This window comes from uncultured Arthrobacter sp. (assembly GCF_964021775.1).
In the GTDB taxonomy this organism is placed as follows: Bacteria; Actinomycetota; Actinomycetes; order Actinomycetales; family Micrococcaceae; genus Arthrobacter.
Window position 1 is genome coordinate 277247 of record NZ_CAXHZI010000004.1, and the last position, 18440, is coordinate 295686.

Here is an 18440-nt window from a genome sequence, read left to right on the forward strand (position 1 = left end):
GGACGCAACGCTCATCGCCGCCACCAGCAGGGGGAAGGAGCCGGGCTTGGCACCTTTCGAGTCCCCCTCCGCCTGGGACGCGCGACTGAACGATGCGTTCGCCGCCGGAGACGAAACCGCGCTGGCAGAGGCGTACCGGCAATTCTCGCCCATGGTCCACACCCTGGCGCTGCGCTCGCTGCGCGACAACGCGGCAGCCGATGATGCCACCCAGGAAGTCTTCATCCGTGTCTGGCGCTCGCGGTCCGCGTTCGACCCCACGAAGGCGCGGCTTCCGGCGTGGATCGTAGGCATCACCCGGAATGTCATCACGGACGCCCAGGCAGCCTCAACGCGGGAAACCCGGAAGGTCCTGGCCGCCGTCGAGCTCTCACCGGACCGGAACAGTCCGCCGGTCACGCCGCGGCGGAGCTGCTGGCCGACCGGCTGCTGCTGGACGGGGAACTGGAGCGGCTGGGCGAACCGCAAGGATCCATTCTTAAACTCGCTTTTTATGACGACCTGACGCACTCGCAGATCTCACAGAAACTGGACCTGCCGCTTGGTACCGTCAAGAGCCACATCCGCCGCAGCCTGTCCCAGCTCAGAAGCCGATTGGAGGTAGACCGTGCAACATCTTGACCCGGAGTCCCTCAGCCTGCTTGCCCTTGGCGAGGAGCTCGGAGACGACGCCGCGGACCACCTCCGCTCCTGCGCCAGCTGCGCAGCAGACTACGCCGGGCTCCGCCGCGCCGTGGTGGCCGCCAGGCCCGGACCGGACACCACCGCGCTCGAAGCGCCGGGGCCGCAGGTGTGGGCGGGAATCCACAGCGCGCTGGGCCTCTCCGCCGCCGTCGCCGCCGATCCGCTCGGATCCCCGGCGCCGTCGGGTTCGCGGCCGGCCTCACCGACGGATGAGCGGCCGACCCCGTCGGCTTCGGTCACGCCGCTTCAGCCCCGGGGCGAAAGCGGCGGCGGGAAGCGGGGACCCGGCGCGGGGCGTGGCTGGTTCCGCCGTCCGGGGGTGTGGCTGGCGGCCGCCGCGGCCACAGCACTGCTGGCGGCGGGAGTTTTCTGGTCCGTGCAGCAGAACCAGGCGCAGGTGACCCCGCTGGCCCGCGCCGAGCTCGCCCCGGTCGACCAACACTCCGCCACCGGGTCGGCCCGCGTCGTGGAGGCGAAGGACGGACAGCGCACCCTGGAAGTCCGGGTCAACAAGAACGAGGCCAGGGGTTACCAGGAGGTGTGGCTGATCGCGCCGGACCTGTCCAAACTGGTGAGCCTGGGTGTCATGACCTCCGATTCCGGCACCTTCCCGGTGCCGGCGGGCCTGAACCTGAGCGATTACCCGATCGTGGACGTGTCCGATGAACCGGTCGACGGCAATCCCGCGCACTCCAGCGTGAGCATTGTGCGCGGAACCCTCGTGTCCTGAGCCGTTTGTCCCCTTGCCACCGGACCCCGGCGGGAACATAGTTGAGGGAATTCACCACTCCGTTGCGGGAGGCAGGGACATGCTGACGAACCAGGTGCCGGCCGGCGGCCTGTTGCAGGGCAAGACGGCGCTGGTCTACGGCGCCGGCGGCGCGATCGGCGGGGCGGTGTCACGGGCCTTCGCGGCCGAGGGCGCCACGGTCTATCTCGCCGGGCGCACCGAATCCCCGTTGGAGAAAGTCGCCCGGGACATCAGGGAGGACGGCGGAACGGCGGAAACCGCCGTCGTCGACGCCCTGGACGAGGAACAGGTGGACGGCTTCGTGGACGCCGTGGCCAAGAAGACCAAGCGGATCGACATATCCTTCAACGTCATCTCCTTCGGGGACATCCAGCAGCCGCTCATGGAGATCGATGTCAACGACTTCACCCAGCCGATCTCCCTGGCCACCCGCACGCACTTCCTGACCACCCGGGCCGCGGCGGGCTACATGATCAAGCAGAAGTCCGGCGTTGTGCTGATGTTCGGCGGCTCGGGCCCGCAGACCCTCGCCGGGCTGGGCGGCTTCAAGGTGGCCCTCGACGCAATGGAGGGGCAGCGGCGGCAGTGGGCGCTGGAGCTGGGCAAGTCCGGAGTGCGCGTCGTGACCATGGTCAGCGGCGGCATCATTGAGACCATCCCCTGGCAGGTGGAGGGGCGTGAGGAGATTGTGGTGGAGATCGCCAGGGCGGCGCACCTGAACCGCACGGCCACCCTGGCGGACGTCGGCAACGTGGCCTGCTTCATCGCCTCGGACAAGGCTGGCGCCATCACCGATGCCACCATCAACATCTCCAGCGGCGCGATCGTGGACTACTAGCGCACCGGAGCTGGCTTACTCCACCGTGACCTTGATCCGCTGGACCGCGTTGTTGCCCATGCCCTGGTAGTTCCAGACCGGCTCCAGCGGCTGGGTGGCGCCGCTGGCGTCCGTAGCGCGGCAGGACAGTTCATGTTGCCCGGGGTCCGCAACCCACGGCATGGACCAGGCGGACCAGGCGAAGGGCGCGGCGGGGTGCTCCAGCTGCGCGGGGGCCCATTTGCCGTCGATCCCCACCTCGACCCGCTGCACCGCGCCGTGGCCGGACCAGGCCCGCCCGGTCAGCATCACCGGGCCTGCGGGAAGGACCCGGTGCCGGGTGAAGAAGTCCGGGATGCCCGGCGGAACCATCAGCGCGCGGACCTTGATCCACGTGACCGGAGTGCCGGAGTCGTCCGCATCCTGCTGGTAGCGGTACGCGACGGACTGCTGGAAACCATCAAACGGCCTGGTCAGCACCTTGATCGAGGACAGCCACTTGACGCTCGCCATGCCGTACCAGCCCGGGACCACCAGCCGCAGCGGGTAGCCGTGCTGCGCCGGCAGCTCGGCGCCGTTCATCCGGTATGCCAGCACGACGTCGGGGCGCAGCGCCTCGCTGACCGGCAGGCTCCGCGCGTACTGCTGGCGCACGCCGCCCTGGATCCCGGCGTCGGCCCCGGTGAAGACCACCTCGACGGCGTCCTCGTCCACGCCGGCCTGGCTCAGCAGGTAGGCCAGGGGCACCCCGGTCCAGACGGCGGTTCCGACGCCCTCCAGCATCCAGGGCTGGCTCAGCGGCCGCGGCTTGAGCAGGGACCGGCCGTTTCCGGCGCATTCCAGCGTGACCGGGACGCTGATGCTCGGTGCGCGGCGGAGGGCGCGGAGGTTGAGTTCCAGCGACCGTTGCACGGCGCCGCCGATCCGCAGGTGCCAGCGGTCCCCGTCGATGGCCGGGATGTCGAAGTGGTCCAGCAGGTAGTGCAGTCCGGGCGGTGTGACGTCGTCCCGGAGGGCCTCGAGCGGCATCGAATGGTTCCGCACCGCAAGCTGCAGCTCTTCGGCGGTCAGCGGCCCGTGGCTGGGCTCGCCGGGATGCGCTGTCAGCCGCTGCGTCTGCCGGCGCCGTGCCATGACAGGTGAGGTGTGCTTGGACAATTGTTTGGGCATCGGACTGCGATTCTGTGCGGGGTCGCCTGCCTTCAGGTCTACGCCGCCGCCCGGAAAGCGTCAATACCGGGCCACGGGCCCCGGCCCTCCGCCTTAGAGTGAGTGGGCGTCGGCCAGGAAGTCGGCGAGTCCCAGCGGTTCCCGCCCGGTCAGTTCGTGCACGGCCGACGTTGGCCCGGCGAGCTCGCCGGCGGCGATGGCGGTATAGGTGCTGACCCAGGCGTCCACCTGCCACCGCGGCGCGCCATAGGGTTCCCGGGAGGCGTACGCCTCTTCGAGGGTTTCGTTGTGGAAGCTGATGGTGCGGCCCGTGCCGGCGGTCAGCTGCCCGGCGGCCGCGGCCAGCGAGATGTCCTCCGGGCCGGTCAGATCGTAGCTCCGGCCCACGTGCAGCGCCGGATCGCGCAGCACCGCTACGGCGGAGCGGGCGATGTCTGCCCGGGCCACCGCTGCCATGACGCCGTCGCCGGCGGGGCCGCGGATCACCCCGTCCTCCCCGGCCAGCAGCGGCAGGAAGTCCAGGTAGAAGTTGTCCCGCAGGATCGTGTAGCCCATCCCGGAGGCCTTGATCCGCTGCTCGGTGGCGTAGTGGTCCCGTCCGAGCGTGAAGGTGCAGTCGGGGGCCGCGCCGAAGAACGAGGTGTATACGATGTGCTGCACGCCGGCCTCAGCCGCGGCGTCGACGAAGGTGTAGTGCTGCTGCAGCCGGTCCTCGGCCTCCGCGGCGGAGACCATGAACAGGGTTTTGACCCCGGCAAGGGCGGCCCGCGCCTGGCCGGCGTCCGCGTAGCTGGCGACGGCGGGAACGGCGCCGTCGAGCGCCGGCGCGCGGCCGGCGTCGCGCACCAGAAGGCGCTGCGAGCTGCCCGCGCCGGCCAGCAGCCGGGCCACCTGGCCGCCGAGCTGGCCGGTGGACCCGGTGACGGCGAGTTCAGGCAGCGTCTGCATGGACTAGGCCTCGCGGGAAGCGGGGGACTTGGTCTGCGCCGGATCCCGTTCGGCAAGGGATCCGATCGCGGCGTCGATCTTGTCCATGATGACCGGGTCCAGCTTCACCCCCGCCGCTGCCACGTTGCCGGCAATCTGCTCCGGCCGGGACGCGCCCATGATCGCCGAGGCGACGTTCTTGTTCTGCAGCACCCACGCGATGCTCAGCTGGGCCATGGTCAGCCCGGCCTCCTCCGCGATCGGCTTGAGCTGCTGCACGCCGGTCAGGACCTCGTCGGACATCCAGCGCTCGATCATCCGGGCGCCGCCCTTGGCGTCGGTGGCACGGCTGCCCTCCGGGGCGGGTTTGCCGGGGTGGTACTTGCCGCTGAGCACGCCCTGGGCCATGGGGGACCAGACGATCTGGGACAGGCCCAGCTCCTCCGACGTCGGGACCACTTCCGCCTCGATGACCCGCCACAGCATCGAGTACTGCGGCTGGTTGGAAATCAGCTGGAAGCCGAGGTCCTTGGCGAGGGCGTGGCCGTCGCGGATCTGGTTGGCTGTCCACTCGCTGACGCCGATGTACAGCGCCTTGCCCTGCCGGACGATGTCGGCGAACGCCTGCATGGTCTCTTCCAGCGGCGTCTCGTAGTCATAGCGGTGGGCCTGGTAGAGGTCCACGTAGTCCGTCTGCAGCCGGGACAGGGAACCATTGATGGATTCCATGATGTGCTTGCGGGAAAGTCCAAGGTCGTTGTGGCCCTTGGGTCCGGTGGGCCCGAAGACCTTGGTGAAAATTTCCAGCGATTCGCGCCGCTCGTCTTTCAGGGCCTCGCCCAGGACCGATTCCGCGGCGGTATTGGCGTAGACGTCCGCGGTATCGAAGGTGCTGATCCCGGCGTCGAGGGCCGCCCGCACGCACTGGGTGGCGACGTCGTTTTCGACTTGCGAGCCGTGGGTGAGCCAGTTGCCGAAGGTGATTTCCGAGATCTTGAAGCCGCTGTGCCCGAGGTATCTGAATTCCATGGGTTCCAACGTAGCCCAGATGCCCGTTCGGGGTAAGGGATCAGCTGGCCTTGCGGTCCGTGTTTTGCCGCGGGCTCTTCCGCTGGCCCTTTTGCGCCGGCCGGTTCTTGAGCGTGGCCAGCGATCCGGTGTCCAGGACGGGGCTCTTGGCCGGAACCGGTGGTTTCGTAAAGGCGCGTGGCGCCGGCGTGGGGGCGCCGTTCCGGTCTGTCGCGGACTCGACCAGGGGCCCTACTTGCCGGATTTGTTGTGCCGGGGCTTTCGGGCTGGGCAGCTCGCGGACTGACACCTTGATCTCGGGCGCGGCTTCGGCCTTGGCCCGGGTGGCGGCGCGGGCGTTGGCACTTTCGACGGCGGCAGCCCAGTCCCGGGACAGTTGGGGCTCTTTGCGCACTGGCTTGGCCGGCTTGGCTGGCCTGGCCGCCTTCGGTGCACGCAGGCGCTTCGCGCCGTGGAACAGGCCCATGGCGACCGTGGCCAGCAGCCGGCCAAGGCCGGCTATGAGCAAGGTGATGACAAAGGCGAGGAAGACGCCGACGAACATCACCAGGCCAACACCAAGGGTGCCGAAGAAGGTCAGGTTCATGGCGATCGTTGTTGGGTCTTCCACTTCGCCTCTCCGTTCCAGCCTGCAGTGAGGTCCGTGCCGCAATCGTCTCGCCGGGCAGCAGCCCTCCTTAACCATACGGACTATTTCGGACTGACGCGCGGGGAACAGCCCTGCGCGTCACTATGTGTCCAAGCTGATACCTTCGGCCTCCGCGCACGCGGCGGCTGCGGCCCTTGAGGGCTCTGTCCCCATCGCTGGGCCCTCCCGGCCAGCGTCTATAGTCGGAAGTGAGTCCACGCCGGAGAAGCCCGGCCCGCCGGAAGGATCCTCGTGACACACGCCCAGGCCGCCAGTTCCGAGCCCCACGGCGCCTTGTTCCAGGGCAACTGTCCGTGCCTGTCCGGCGAGCAGTACGCCGATTGCTGTGGACGGTTCCACCGCGGGGACGCCGAAGCGCCGACCGCGGAGCAGCTGATGCGCTCCCGCTACAGCGCGTTCGTGGTACTCGACGCCGGGTATCTGCTACGGACCTGGCATCCGGACACCCGGCCGGCGCAGCTGGAGCTTGACCCGGCGATGCAGTGGCGGCGGCTGGACATTGTCTCCACGCACCGCGGCGGCCCGCTGGACACCGAGGGCACCGTCGAGTTCAGGGCCTGGTACCGGCACGACGGAGAGCGCGGCGTGCACCACGAAACAAGCCGGTTCGTCCGCGAGGACCGCCGCTGGTACTACGTCGACGCCCTCACGCCCGCCTAGCGCTCCTCGACGGTTTCCACCGGGGTGAAGCCGGCGCGGTCCACTTTGCGGTGGAAGCGCATACCAGCCAGGCCGCCGAGCATGGCGCCGAAGAGGGCCACCACAGCTACGACGACCGCGGCGATCATGCTTGTAGCGGTGAGGTCGCCCTCGTTGACGGGGATGCGCGGGAAGCTGTTCAGATTTGCGAGGACGTTGAACTGCTGTCCGGCGGTCATGGCAAGGATGGCGACGACAATGGCCGCGATCAGCGCCCAGATCCACACCATGAGGCCCTGACGGGCGCCGTTGAAACGGGCCATCCGGCCGGCCACGTAGCCGCCGCAGTAGTAGGACACGAAGAGGACCACGAGCAGGGCGATGATGCCTGCGATTCCCACGCTCTGGTTCTGTGAGGCCTGGTTGACCGCCTCGTTGACGTTGGTGTTGGTGGCGAGGCCGACGGCGGTGCCGGCGGCGGCGACCAGAGCGGTGAGCAGGACGGCCATGCCGGTGGCGGCTAGCCAGCCGAAGAATGCGGAGCCGATCTTGACGCCGCCGAACTGTTCCTTCTCGCGGGCCACCACCGTTTCGCGGGTGGGGATCTCGTCCACGACAGTTTCATCGACATAGCGGTCGTCCCGGGTGCCGTGGATCGGCCGGTCATCGCGGCCGGCTGTGCCCGCGGCGCCGGCCACCGGAGCGGCGGGGAAAGCGCGGGCGTCGTCGGCGCGCTCGGCGCGCTCGGCGCGCTCTGCGCGGAGTTCAGCCCGGTCGTCGGCGCCGTCCTGGCGTGCGTCGTGGATCCGGCCGTCCCGGTCAAGGGTTCCCTCGTCGTTCCGGGCGCGGCGGGGGAGGTCTTCGGGGCCTGTAGGGCTGCTCATGATGGCTGCTCGCTTTCATTGATTGACCCGGACTCGGTGTTTGGCCCGGGCACTGCAATGCTTCGACCGTCATCAGGTCTTAATCTCACCTAACCACGGCACCAGCCCAAATAGCAAGGATGCTTACTATTTATGCGCGAGGTGTAAAAGAGGGCATCGCCGCACGTCAGCGGTACTTTCGGTGCAGGTTTTCCTTCATCGAGGCGCGCGGGCTGGCGTCCGCGATCCATGGACCGGTCCCCTCGGACTGGTCCAGCACCCCTGCCTCCAGCCACTCGAAGTCCCCGGCCAGAACCTGGCGGGTTAGGGAGCGGTCGCCGTCGTCGGTGTTGCGCCAGAGTTGGTCGAAATACTCCTCGACCCGGACCCGCGCCTGCTCGCAATACGCGTCGGCGAGTTCGTAGGCGGAGGCGCCGCGTTCCGGGGCGGTTCGCAGCAGCATTTCCGCCCGCGAGCAGCAGGCGGCCATCGCGAATAACTCGGCCCCGATATCCACGATCCGGCCCAGGAACGCCTGCTTGTGCTCCAGCTTCGCCTGCCAGCGGCCCATGCCGTAGAAGGTCTGCCGCGCCAGCCGCCGCGACGCCCGTTCCACGTACCGCAGGTGCCTGGCGAGCCGGCCGAAATCACCATAGGAACGCGGATCCATACCGGTGCCGGCCACCAGTTTGGGCAGCCAGCGGGCATAGAAGCCGGAAGCGCCGACGGCGGCCCGCGCCTTCTCGGACAGGCTGGCCTCCTCCGAGGCGAGAGCGCCCGCAGCGGCCAGGTGGGCGTCCACGGCCTCGCGTGCGATCAGCAACCGCATGATTTCCGAGGAACCCTCAAAGATCCGGTTGATCCGCAGGTCCCGCAGTTGCTGCTCGGCCGGGACGGCGCGCTCACCCCGGGCCTCCAGCGAATCGGCCGTCTCGAAACCCCGGCCGCCGCGGATCTGCACCAGTTCGTCCGCGATCCGGCAGCTGATCTCGGTGGACCAGAGCTTGGCCAGGGCGGCCTCGATCCGGACGTCTTTTTGCCCCGCGTCGGCCAGTTCGGCGGACAGTTCGAAGACCGCGTCGAGCGCGAAGGCACTGGCGGCGATGAAGGCGATCTTCTTGCCTACCGCCTCGTGCCGGCCCACCGGGCGTCCCCACTGGGTGCGGGCATTGGACCATTCGCGGGCAATCTTCAGGCTCCAGCGGCCGGAGGCGACGCAGAGCGCCGGGATGGAGAGTCGGCCGGTGTTGAGTGTGGTGAGGGCGATTTTCAGGCCCTGGCCTTCGCGGCCCAGCCGGTTGGCGGTGGGCACCCGGACCTGGTGGAAGCGGGTGACGCCGTTCTCGATGCCGCGCAGCCCCATAAACGCGTTGCGGTTCTCCACCGTGATGCCGGGCGAGTCCATTTCCACGACGAAGGCACTGATGCCGCCCTTGTGCGCGGTGCCGTCCGCGTCGGTGTGCGCGGGCACCAGCGCCATCACCACCACGAGTTCGGCGATGACGCCGTTGGTGGTCCAGAGCTTCACGCCGTCCAGCACGTAGGACTGGCCGTCCCCCGACGGGACGGCAGTGCTGCCCATCCGGGCCGGGTCGCTGCCGACGTCGGGCTCGGTCAGCAGGAACGCGGTCACCGCGCCGGCCGCGCAGCGCGGCAGGTACTCGCGCTTCTGTTCCGGCGTGCCGAAAACCTTCACGGGCTCCGGAACGCCAATCGACTGGTGCGCGGACAGGAGCGCGCCGAGGCTGGGGTGCACCGAGCCCAGCAAGGCCAGCGCCCGGCCGTAGTACACCAGGGACAGGCCCAGGCCGCCGTATTCGCGGGGAATCTTCATCCCAAAGACGCCGAGGCCGGCCAGCCCGGACAGGTATTCGTCGGGGATCTTGGCGTCGCGCTCAATGGTGCGCCCGGACATCGTCCGGCAATAGGCGGTGAGCCGCTCCATGAACGCCTCGCCGCGTTCGACGTCGTCCGCCGGCGCCTGCGGCCAGGGGTGGATGAGGCTGAGGTCGAAGCTGCCGAGATAGAGGCCTTTGGCGAAACTGGGCCGGTCCCAGCTGGTTTCGCGGGCGGCCTCGGCGATGGCCCGGGCATCGGCGGCGGTAGCGTCTGGACCGATCTTCTGCGCGTCCACCGGGACTTCGGCGACGGGGCTGTCGGTGGCCGGATCTTCGGTGGCGGGGTTGTCGACGGCGGAGCTCATTGGGCATCTCCTCTAACCGGGTTGTCCGGCTCGAGCCCTGGATCCGCCGCGGGTGGAGGACCCTTCAGCTGTCCCGCAATACTACCCGCGGGTAGGTGCCCGTACTAGGGGAGGACTGCCCTATTAGCTCGCCGGGGAACTCGCCCGGCAGCTCCACCGTGGAGGCGTGGTGCAGCAGCCGGTCCCAGCCGGTGTTGATGCCGTGGACCAGACCCAGCAGCGCGCTTACCGCGAGGAACCAGGCCAGCCGCCCCACCCCCACCAGCACCAGCGCCGCGAAGGCCGCGGCCATGATGAAGAGGCCTATCACGAGGGCGAAAACCAGCGTGCCAAAAAACACCAGGGTGCCCGTTTCCACCGCGCTTAGATCGAACTGCATTCTTCCTCCTGCACCGTCGCTTCGGCTGAACCAGTAGGCCGAGCGTAGGGTGCCGGAGAGGACGCTGCCAGAGTCGCGGGGCGCGTCGGGAGCCCTTGATACGGGATCGAAATGCTACCCGGGCGTAGGTCACGGAGAGGTCGCGGCACCCCCGCCGGCAGCGACAGCCGGGATCCGGAAGGCCCTGCGTTAACCTTGTAGTTGGCAGTTTTTCTTTGACCCGCTGCCCGACCCCCACCCCGGCAGCGATTGGAGAACTGCGTGTCCCGTTCCGCTGTGTCCTCCGCCGACGCCATCAGCGCCCGGCTCAGGGACCTCGAACTCCTGACTAAAGGGCCGGCGTGGGCCCTGACCCGTTCGGCGCCGTGGGTGATTGCCGTGTTGCAAGCCTCCTTCACCCGCACCCGGCCGCAGCTGCCGCTGGAACAGTTCCACGCCGACGTCGACGCTTTCCTTGAGCAGCTCCGCCGCCAGGACCCCGGGCTGGGCGGCTCCGCCAACGGCAAGGGTTTCGGCGACGAATGGACCCGCAAGAACTTCCTGACCCGGCGTAACCAGTCCGGCCAGATCGTGTACGAGGTTACCGAGCCCGCGGCCCGTGTCCTCGCCTTCCTGGACAGCCTCTCCAGTGAACGCTCCACCCTCAACGGTTCCCGGCTCGGCACGCTGCTGGGCGACGTCGAAAAGCTCGCCAACGAGACCAACCCGGACCAGAGCGCGCGGCTGGAGTCCCTGGAAGAGGAGATCGGCGAACGCCGCCAGCTGATTGAGGAGATCAGCTCGGGGGAGTTCGACGGGCTGCTTGACGATGAGGAAGCCGTGGAGGCGGCGGGCAACATCCTGGACCTCGCCGCGAGCCTGCCCGCGGACTACAAGAAGATGCGTGACCGGATCGAGGAGCTGGTGGGCGAGCTCCGGAACCAGATCATCGAGGAATCCCTGAGCAAAGGCGCCACCATGGCGCAGGTGCTGGAGGCGGACAAACGGCTCCGGCAGAGCCCGGAGGGCAGGACGTTCCGGTCCTTCACCGCGTTCCTGGAGGACCCGCAGCAACAGCTGCGCTTCCGGTCGGCGATCGGGGAGGTGCTCAGCCGGCAGTTCGCGGACGAGCTCAGCCAGGACGAGCGCGAGACGCTGAAGAACCTGGTGGCGGAACTGCGCAGCCAGCACAGCCAGATCCAGCGGATCTACGGCAAGCTCAGCGAAAGCCTCAACACCTACGTCCAGAGCGACGACTACCGCCAGTCCGTCAGGCTCCGAAAGGTGCTGCGCGAAGCCGAGCAGGCAATCCGTTCGCTGCCTTACGAGCGCGAACGCCCCAGCCTGGTCCGCGGCCCGGTGCTCTTCAACGCCGGCTTCGAATCCCTGGCCATGGTCAAGCTGTTCGACCCGGACGAGTTCGCCGCGCCGCCGAAGCTGGCCGACCCCATCGCGTTCAGTGACTCGGACCGGGTGCGCTCGCCGCGGACGGGCAAGGCCAGCCCCGAGGCGATCCGCACCGCCGTCGCGGGGGCGTCCACCCTCGCCGAAGCCTGGCAACAGCTGCCGGAGGCGGAACGCCACATCAACTCCATCCGCGCCCTGCTCTCGCACGCCCTGCACCAGGGCGCCGGCTTCGACCGCGAGGCCTGGGAGCCGCTGGACTTCGAACAAATCGACGGCTCCACCCGCACGGCCTACCTGCCCGTCGTCACGCTCAAAAAGGATTGAAGATGACCGAACTTTCCCAGGAAGCGCCCGGCACGGAACCGGATCAGGAGCCCCAGCACGCGCCGGCGCACGTGCCAGCTGATCCCTTCACCGTCACCCCGCGGGATACCTTCGTCGACGGCGCCGCCCTCTTCCCGGGGGACACCGGCGTGCTCCCGATGAAGGTCCGCCAGGCCCTGGTGAAACTCCTCAAGGGCCCGTACATCGACGGCGGCCGGGACGAAAAGCTCTGGACCACGCTGCTGGACAACCAGCTGATCCTGCGCAGCCGGCTCTCCGAGCTGTTCCTGACCCTTCAACTGGACCACGAGCGCAAGGTGGCAGTGCTGCGCCCGGTGGACCCCGAGGCGATCGGCGGCAGCACCCGCTCCAGCATCCTGCGTCAGCAGCGGGCCCTGAGCCGGGTCGAAACCATCGTGCTGCTGCGCCTGCGCCTGCTCCTGGACCGCCACGTCACGGCCCAGACCGACCCCACGATCACGCGCGAGGAAATCGCCGACCTGGTAGCCCACTACCAGCCCTCCGGCCAGCAGGATGCGCTGCGTGATTCCGACGTCGTCAACCGCGCCATCACCAAACTCCTGGCCCGCCAGCTCCTGCTCCCCACCAGCCTGGACGAGGTCTACACGATCTCCAACGCCCTCCCGCTGGCGCTCCCCTTCGAAAACATCGGCGACATCCCGGCCCAAATAGAAGCCCTCATCGCAGCCTCCACCGACCCCGCCGGCACAGAACCCCTCCTGGACCTCGACAGCGACCCAGCAGCACCGGTGGATGATGCAGAAGGCGACGACGACGCCCAAGGGGACCTGATCAACGACGACGACAGTTCGGTGACTGAGAGCAGTGGTGACGACGACGATTCGCTCGTTAACAGCAGCGGCAGCGCCGGGGACATGCGGCAGCATGCGTCTAAGCGAGGAACGAGCGAGCATGCAGAGCATGTGTCCGGTGATGTCGCGCTAGGCGACCACGAGGATGCCGCGCAGGGCGAACACAACGACGCGGAGACCACCAAATGAGCATCGCGACCATGCTGCCACTGGGTGAGCTCACGAACCCCGGCCAGATGCGCCTCGCCCTCGTTCAGGTGGTCAACTGGGGCACCTTCCATGGCGCCCACACAATGCACGTGGACCGCAACGGCACCCTGTTGACCGGCAATTCCGGCGTCGGCAAGTCCACGCTGTTCGACGCGATGCTGCGGGTTTTCGACGCTCGGCCGCGCTCCAACGAGGCCGCCGCGCAGCGCGCCGGCGGCGCGGTCGAGGACAAGCGGACCACGTTCACGTACATGCGCGGCAAGGTGGGGGACAAGGCCGTCGGCGAGGGCTCGGCCAGTGCGTTCCAGCGTCCCGGCGCCACCTGGTCTGCCGTCGCCCTGACGTTCGACAACGCCGCGGGCACCCGGGTCACCATCTCCGCACTCTTCGACCTTCCTAAAAACGGTACCGAGTCCAGCGTGGGCCGGTATTACCTGATCGACAACAGGCCGCTGGACCTGGCCGCGCTGGAAGGCATCGCGGAGAAGCGGTTCACCAAGTCGGCGCTGGAGGCAATTTTCCCCGAGGCGCAGATTTTCGACGTGCACAAGGCCTTCGCCGAGCGTTTCCGGCGCCTGATGGGGATCAACTCGGACCAGGCCCTGCCGCTGCTGCGCGTCATCCAGGCCGGCAAGGGCCTCGGCGGCAGCGTCAACACCTTCTTCCGCGACCAGGTGCTGGATGCGCCCGCCACGCTGGCCGCCGCGGACGACGTGGTCGAGGAATTCAGCAACCTGATGTCCATCCGGCAGCGGCTGGAGGACGTCCGGCAGCAGCGCGACCAGCTGGCTCCGGTCCCGGGGCTGAACAAGGAGTATGCGCAGTCCCTGCTCGACGCCAACCGGCTGCGGGACCTCGCGGGCGAGGAATTCGAGGCCTACAAGCAGCAGCTGGCCGTCACCGTGCACGAGAAGACCCTGGAGCGCTTCAAGGCGCTGGCGCAGGCGAAAGCCAAGGAACTCGGCGCCGAACGGAGCGTCCGTGACGGCCTCGCCAAGGAGCTGCGCCAGCTCGAAACGGATTACAACAACCAGGGCGGCAACGCCATCTCCGCGATCGAACAGTCGCTGGAGAACGCCCGGGTGGGCCTCAAGCTCCGCGAACAGGTCGAGGAATCCGCCCGCAAGGCCCTCACCGATGCCGGCCTGGAGCTCGAATGGACCGCCGCCGGCTGGGAGCAGGCGCACGAGCAGGCCGCCGCACGCTCGGCCGAACTCAAGGACGACTCGGAAGCGCTCAAGGAGCTGCGGTTCGAGGCCTTCGACTCCCACGCGACCAGGAAGCGGGAGCTCGCGGCGGCCCAGCAGGAACTCGTCTCGCTCAAAACCCGCAAGTCCCTGCTGCCGCCGTCGAGCATTGAAAACCGCAGCGCTATCGCGGCCGCCACCGGCGTCCCCGAGGAGCAGATGCCCTTCGGCGGCGAGCTGATTGACCTCGCCGAGGGCCACGAACACTGGCGGCCGGCGGCCGAGCGCGCGCTGCGCAGCCTCGCCAACACCTTGCTGGTCCCGGGCCAGCATTTTGCCGCCGTCACCCGCTACCTCAATGACCACCCGGTCCGCGGGGCGCTGCGCGCCGTGGACGTCTCCAAACCCCTGGCGGGCGGCGCGCTGGCCGTGCAGGACGCGGCCGACGGCGACCTGCTGGGCAAGCTGGATATCCTCACCGCCGGGCCGGCCGCCGAGCCGGGCGAGTGGATCCGGGAGCGGATCGCCCTCGATTTCGCCTACCCCTGCGTCGAGGACCCGGACGAGCTGGCCCGGCTGGACAAGGGTCTTAGCCTGGGCGGGGTGGTCAAGCGCAACCGCCACACTGTGGAAAAGGACGACCGGTTCACCTCCCGGCAGGACTACGTCCTCGGCTTCGACAACGCCGCCAAGCTCGAACTCGTCGCCGCGCAGGTGGCGGACCTGCAGCAGGAACTCGCCAAGGCCGCCGAACTGGCGCAAAGCCGGGAAGAATCCCACCAGGGCATGAGCCGCCAGCTCGACGCCCTGCGCCGCGTAGCCGAGGACCACCGGAGCTGGGATCAGGTGTCCGCGGCGGTCGCGGCCGACGAACTCGCACGGATTGAACAGCGGCTCAAGGACGCCCTCGCGGCGCAGGCCGACCTCGAACCGCTGCGCGCCAACATCGAGGCTGCCCGGCAGAGGCACCAGTCCAGCACTGAAGCCGCCGCCGTGCTGCAGAGCGAATACAAGGCCCTCGACTCGCAGCTCACCACGGCGGACTCGCTGCTGGACGCGGCGCGGCGGCGGCTCGCCCAGCAGCCGCCGTCGGACGCCACGGTTGAGGCGCTGGCGCCGTACTTTACGGACTTCGGCGACGTGCTGGAGATGCACGAGCTGGACAACCTGGCCAACCAGGTGCGGACCCGGCTGCTGGCCGAGCTGCACACGGCCGAATCCCGCGGGCAGGCCACCTCGGAGCGGCTCACCCGGATCTTCGAAGGCTTCGTGCGCGAGTGGGGCACGGCGATTTCAGCCGACCACGGGACCTCGATTGGCGCCGCGGGCGAGTTCGAGGCCCGCTACCACGCGATTGTCAGTGACGGGCTTCCCGCGCAGGAGGCCGAGTTCCGGCAGTTCTTCAACCAGCGCACCCACGAATCCTTCAGCACGCTCCTGCACCTGCTGGACGAGGAACGCCGCTCCATCACCAGCCGGATCCTGCCGCTGAACGGCATTCTCTCCCAGGTGAACTTCCACGAAGGCAGCTTCCTGGAACTCGACATCAAGCAGACCCTCCCCGCCACGGCGAAGCAATTCAAGGACGCCATCCAGAACGCGCTGAAAGTCCGCCACACCAGGCCGGGCAAGGTTGCGGCGGCCGCCGGCGCCTCCGGCACGGACTCCGACGACGACGCCGAGCTCACCACCCGCTACAAGTCCCTCGAAACGCTGGTGAAGCGGCTGGGCTCGCAGACCCCCGAGGACCGGCGCTGGCGCGCCGAGGTACTGGACGTCCGCGGCCACCTCTTCATCCAGTGCAAGGAGCACCGCGAGGTGCAGGGTTCCGGTTCCAAGGCGGCAGTGAAGGGCGGCGGCAAGAACCGTGCAGCGAAGACCGAGGTCTTTATGCACGCGGACACCGGCTCGATGTCCGGCGGCGAGCGGCAGCGCTTCACCGCGTTCATCATGGCCGCGGCGCTGAGCTACCAGCTGGGCATCGCCGAGCAGGGCTTCACCACGTACGGCACCGTGATGATGGACGAGGCCTTTGTGCTCGCCTCGGAGGAATTTGCCGGTGCCGGCATCAAGGCGCTGCACGAATTCGGCTTCCAGCTGCTCCTGGCCGCGCCGGAAAACGTGATTGACCTGTCCCGGCACCTCGGATCCGTCACCGAGATCCTGCGGGACAAGCGGACCAACCGCTCCGGCGTGCTGACGGCGCCGGTGATCGCCCCGGGCCCGGGCCCGGGCGCGGAGGGCGCCTGGCGTTCCGAGGCGAACCCGGTGGACATCGTCCTGCGCTGACCCCGCGTTGTTGCCGGGGCTAGGTTCCCCGGACGCGGTCCAGGAACTGGGCGGTCCGGCCCACCAGCCCGTCGATCTGCCGGCGGACCACGGCAGCCGGGTCCGGGTTGATCTCGTTGGCCGGGGGTTCCACCCGCACGTTGCGGCAGCACCCGAAGTCGGCGCAGATCAAAGTGCCCACGGTGTTGCCGTTGCGGCCGGATTGCCCTGCCCGCTTGGCCACCCACAGCAGGACGTCATCCTTGGAGTGGATGTCGCGGCACAGCTCGCACAGGACGGACCGATTTTTCTTGGCGCCGCCTTCCGGGGCCCGGAGCATGATTCCGGTGGGGCCCTTCGGGCCGGGCAACAGCAGGTAGCCGCGCAGGGGCATCTTCGCATCGCGCCAGCCGAGGAAGTCGAGGCTCTCCCATTCCAGGGTGTCGAAGTTTTTGGGCAGGTTGAGCTTCGCGGCTTCTGACCGGCTCGCGTTGATGAACGACGAGCGGACTTGCTGTCCGGTGATTTTTCGCATGTCGGAGTCTTTCGGAATCGGATGGTTCCCGCCGGGCGGCCAGATAGCGCCAAGGCGGTGGGTGGGCAGGGGAGTGCCAGCCTGCGCGACTCCGGTCTGAACCGGGCTTCCGTGGACTCAGTCCGCGGCGGGAGTGGATCCTGCGGGAAGGGCTGGCGACTGTGCGGGCGCGTAGCAGGCCAGAGCGGCCACCCCGCTAACCGCGGCAACAGTCATCATCGTGATGCCCATGCTCACTTCCCCATCAATCCGTGCCATCAAAGGTGCATTGTCTTCCGGGCCGGTTCCGAACCTCCGGCCGGGCCCATCCTTGCAAAGCCGCGCTGTCCTGTCCAGTTTCACGCTCCGGTTTGTGGCGCGACGCCATCGAGATAAATAAGATACTGAAACCTTGCGTAATTATGCAAAGGATAGGCTAGCCTTACTTAGGTTTGCTTCATTTACCTAAGGAGTTCCGTGGCTTCCGCCGTCTTCCCCCCTCCCGCCGGCCGTTCCAAAGACCGTTCCACAGGCCGCCGCCCCAGCCGCAGGAGCGCCGTCCGGTCGGCAGCTCTCCTGGCCGCCGTCGGACTGGGCCTTGGCGCCTGTTCAACAGGGCCGGTAGCCTCAACGGCGGCGGACGCTCCCGCCCCGGCTCCCGGCTCCGCGTTCCCGGTGACCATCAAAAACGTCTTTGGCGAGACCACCATCAAGGAACAGCCGCAACGCGTCGTCACGGTTTCCTGGGTCAACGACGACGTCGCCCTGGCCCTCGGTGTGGTCCCGGTAGGTATCCCGAAGAATGAATGGGGCGGCAACGCGCAGGGGTCCACACCCTGGAAGGACGCCGCGCTGGCCAAGTCCGGCGCCGCGGTCGGCTCGGCGAAGGGCCCGGCCCAGTACTCCGAGGCCGACGGCATCAACTTCACCGAGATTGCCAAGCTCAACCCGGACGTCATCCTCGGCGCCTACTCCGGCCTGACAGTGGAGGACTACAAGAAGCTCAGCGAAATCGCCCCCGTGGTGGCCCAGCCGGAGGTCGCCTATGGCACGTCCTGGCAGGATTCCACGGCCGTCATCGGCAAGGCCCTGGGCAAGGCGGCAGAGGCCGGCAAACTCATCGCCGACACGGAGAAGACCATCAAGGACAAGGTCGCCCAGTACCCCCAGTTGGCGGGCAAAACCTTCATTTACGGCAACCTCGAGCCGGCCAAGAGCGACGGCATCAACGTCTACACCGCCGATGACAACCGCCCCCGTTTCCTTAGTGAGATCGGCATGAAGCTGGCCCCCGTGGTGGAAGAGAACTCCAGGAACTCCAAGGAATTCTTCATCCCGTGGTCGGCGGAGAAGGCGAACGAACTCAGCTCCGACATCTTTGTGACGTGGGTACCCGATGCGAAAACCGCCGATTCCATCAAGAACGACCCCCTGCTTGGCCAGATTCCGGCCGTCCAGCGCGGCGCGCTGGTGGCCGATTCCGACAACACGCTCACGCTGTCCATCTCCGCGTCCTCGCCGCTGAGCCTGCCCTGGGCGCTGGACAGGTTCCTTCCGCAGCTGGCGGGCGCGGCGGACAAAGCCGCCGCCGCGTTGAAGTAGGCGCC

General features: G+C 68.3%; 16 protein-coding genes and 1 pseudogene. 9 read left to right on the plus strand and 8 right to left on the minus strand.

Features of this window, described 5'->3' with window-relative positions; all coding sequences use genetic code 11:
• Window positions 1–46 precede the first annotated feature (46 nt).
• The 4 genes from ABIN76_RS06510 to ABIN76_RS06525 all read left to right on the plus strand — a co-directional run bounded on the left by ABIN76_RS06510 (window position 47) and on the right by ABIN76_RS06525 (window position 2273).
• Window positions 47–505 carry a sigma-70 family RNA polymerase sigma factor gene (locus tag ABIN76_RS06510; protein WP_346958894.1) on the plus strand — a complete coding sequence of 153 codons (459 nt, stop codon included), beginning with the start codon at window positions 47–49 and terminating at the stop codon, window positions 503–505.
• A complete protein-coding gene (locus tag ABIN76_RS06515) occupies window positions 475–621 on the plus strand; it encodes a sigma factor-like helix-turn-helix DNA-binding protein (protein WP_346958939.1) in 147 nt (48 codons plus the stop codon). The genes ABIN76_RS06510 and ABIN76_RS06515 overlap by 31 nt, the downstream gene beginning before the upstream one ends.
• Entirely contained in the window at window positions 608–1414 is an 807-nt protein-coding gene (locus ABIN76_RS06520) for an anti-sigma factor domain-containing protein (protein ID WP_346958895.1), read from the plus strand. The genes ABIN76_RS06515 and ABIN76_RS06520 overlap by 14 nt, the downstream gene beginning before the upstream one ends.
• 79 nt (window positions 1415–1493) lie before the next feature.
• Window positions 1494–2273: an SDR family oxidoreductase gene (locus tag ABIN76_RS06525; RefSeq protein WP_346958896.1), complete on the plus strand. Its 780-nt coding sequence runs from the start codon at window positions 1494–1496 to the stop codon at window positions 2271–2273.
• A gap of 15 nt (window positions 2274–2288) precedes the next feature.
• On the opposite strand, the gene ABIN76_RS06530 is transcribed toward ABIN76_RS06525, so the two are convergent.
• From ABIN76_RS06530 to ABIN76_RS06545, 4 genes are all read right to left on the minus strand, one after another.
• Window positions 2289–3386 carry a sulfite oxidase gene (locus ABIN76_RS06530; RefSeq protein WP_346958940.1) on the minus strand — a complete coding sequence of 366 codons (1098 nt, stop codon included), beginning with the start codon at window positions 3384–3386 and terminating at the stop codon, window positions 2289–2291.
• A gap of 129 nt (window positions 3387–3515) precedes the next feature.
• Complete coding sequence (locus ABIN76_RS06535) at window positions 3516–4370, minus strand: SDR family oxidoreductase (RefSeq protein WP_346958897.1); 855 nt, start codon at window positions 4368–4370, stop codon at window positions 3516–3518.
• 3 nt (window positions 4371–4373) lie between these two features.
• Complete coding sequence (locus ABIN76_RS06540) at window positions 4374–5378, minus strand: aldo/keto reductase family protein (protein WP_346958898.1); 1005 nt, start codon at window positions 5376–5378, stop codon at window positions 4374–4376.
• A gap of 40 nt (window positions 5379–5418) precedes the next feature.
• Window positions 5419–5988, minus strand: coding sequence for a hypothetical protein (locus tag ABIN76_RS06545; RefSeq protein WP_346958899.1), 570 nt, complete (start codon window positions 5986–5988; stop codon window positions 5419–5421).
• A 270-nt stretch (window positions 5989–6258) separates the two neighbouring features.
• Here ABIN76_RS06545 and ABIN76_RS06550 point away from each other — a divergent pair, with 270 nt between their 5' ends.
• Window positions 6259–6687 (plus strand): YchJ family protein, encoded by a 429-nt coding sequence (locus tag ABIN76_RS06550; RefSeq protein WP_346958900.1) that lies wholly within the window; start codon window positions 6259–6261, stop codon window positions 6685–6687.
• Here ABIN76_RS06550 and ABIN76_RS06555 read toward each other — a convergent pair.
• From ABIN76_RS06555 to ABIN76_RS06565, 3 genes are all read right to left on the minus strand, one after another.
• Window positions 6684–7550, minus strand: coding sequence for a YrzE family protein (locus tag ABIN76_RS06555; protein ID WP_346958901.1), 867 nt, complete (start codon window positions 7548–7550; stop codon window positions 6684–6686). The two genes, ABIN76_RS06550 and ABIN76_RS06555, sit on opposite strands and share 4 nt — an antisense overlap.
• 166 nt (window positions 7551–7716) lie before the next feature.
• The gene (locus ABIN76_RS06560) at window positions 7717–9732 is read right to left on the minus strand and encodes an acyl-CoA dehydrogenase family protein (protein ID WP_346958902.1); all 2016 of its coding nucleotides are present in this window, start codon (window positions 9730–9732) and stop codon (window positions 7717–7719) included.
• A 64-nt stretch (window positions 9733–9796) separates the two neighbouring features.
• Window positions 9797–10111, minus strand: coding sequence for a hypothetical protein (locus tag ABIN76_RS06565; RefSeq protein ID WP_346958903.1), 315 nt, complete (start codon window positions 10109–10111; stop codon window positions 9797–9799).
• 261 nt (window positions 10112–10372) lie between these two features.
• Between ABIN76_RS06565 and ABIN76_RS06570 the strand changes: the two genes are divergently transcribed.
• The 3 genes and pseudogenes from ABIN76_RS06570 to ABIN76_RS06580 all read left to right on the plus strand — a co-directional run bounded on the left by ABIN76_RS06570 (window position 10373) and on the right by ABIN76_RS06580 (window position 16340).
• A complete protein-coding gene (locus ABIN76_RS06570; RefSeq protein WP_346958904.1) occupies window positions 10373–11821 on the plus strand; it encodes a DUF3375 family protein in 1449 nt (482 codons plus the stop codon).
• A 71-nt stretch (window positions 11822–11892) separates the two neighbouring features.
• A pseudogene (locus tag ABIN76_RS06575) lies at window positions 11893–12615 on the plus strand (DUF4194 domain-containing protein); the annotation flags it as partial.
• 224 nt (window positions 12616–12839) lie between these two features.
• Window positions 12840–16340, plus strand: a complete 3501-nt coding sequence (locus ABIN76_RS06580; RefSeq protein WP_346958905.1) for an ATP-binding protein — start codon at window positions 12840–12842, stop codon at window positions 16338–16340.
• A gap of 19 nt (window positions 16341–16359) precedes the next feature.
• On the opposite strand, the gene ABIN76_RS06585 is transcribed toward ABIN76_RS06580, so the two are convergent.
• Complete coding sequence (locus ABIN76_RS06585) at window positions 16360–16854, minus strand: FBP domain-containing protein (protein ID WP_346958906.1); 495 nt, start codon at window positions 16852–16854, stop codon at window positions 16360–16362.
• Between the two features lie 555 nt (window positions 16855–17409).
• Here ABIN76_RS06585 and ABIN76_RS06590 point away from each other — a divergent pair.
• A complete protein-coding gene (locus ABIN76_RS06590; RefSeq protein WP_346958941.1) occupies window positions 17410–18435 on the plus strand; it encodes an iron-siderophore ABC transporter substrate-binding protein in 1026 nt (341 codons plus the stop codon).
• Window positions 18436–18440: the final 5 nt, after the last annotated feature.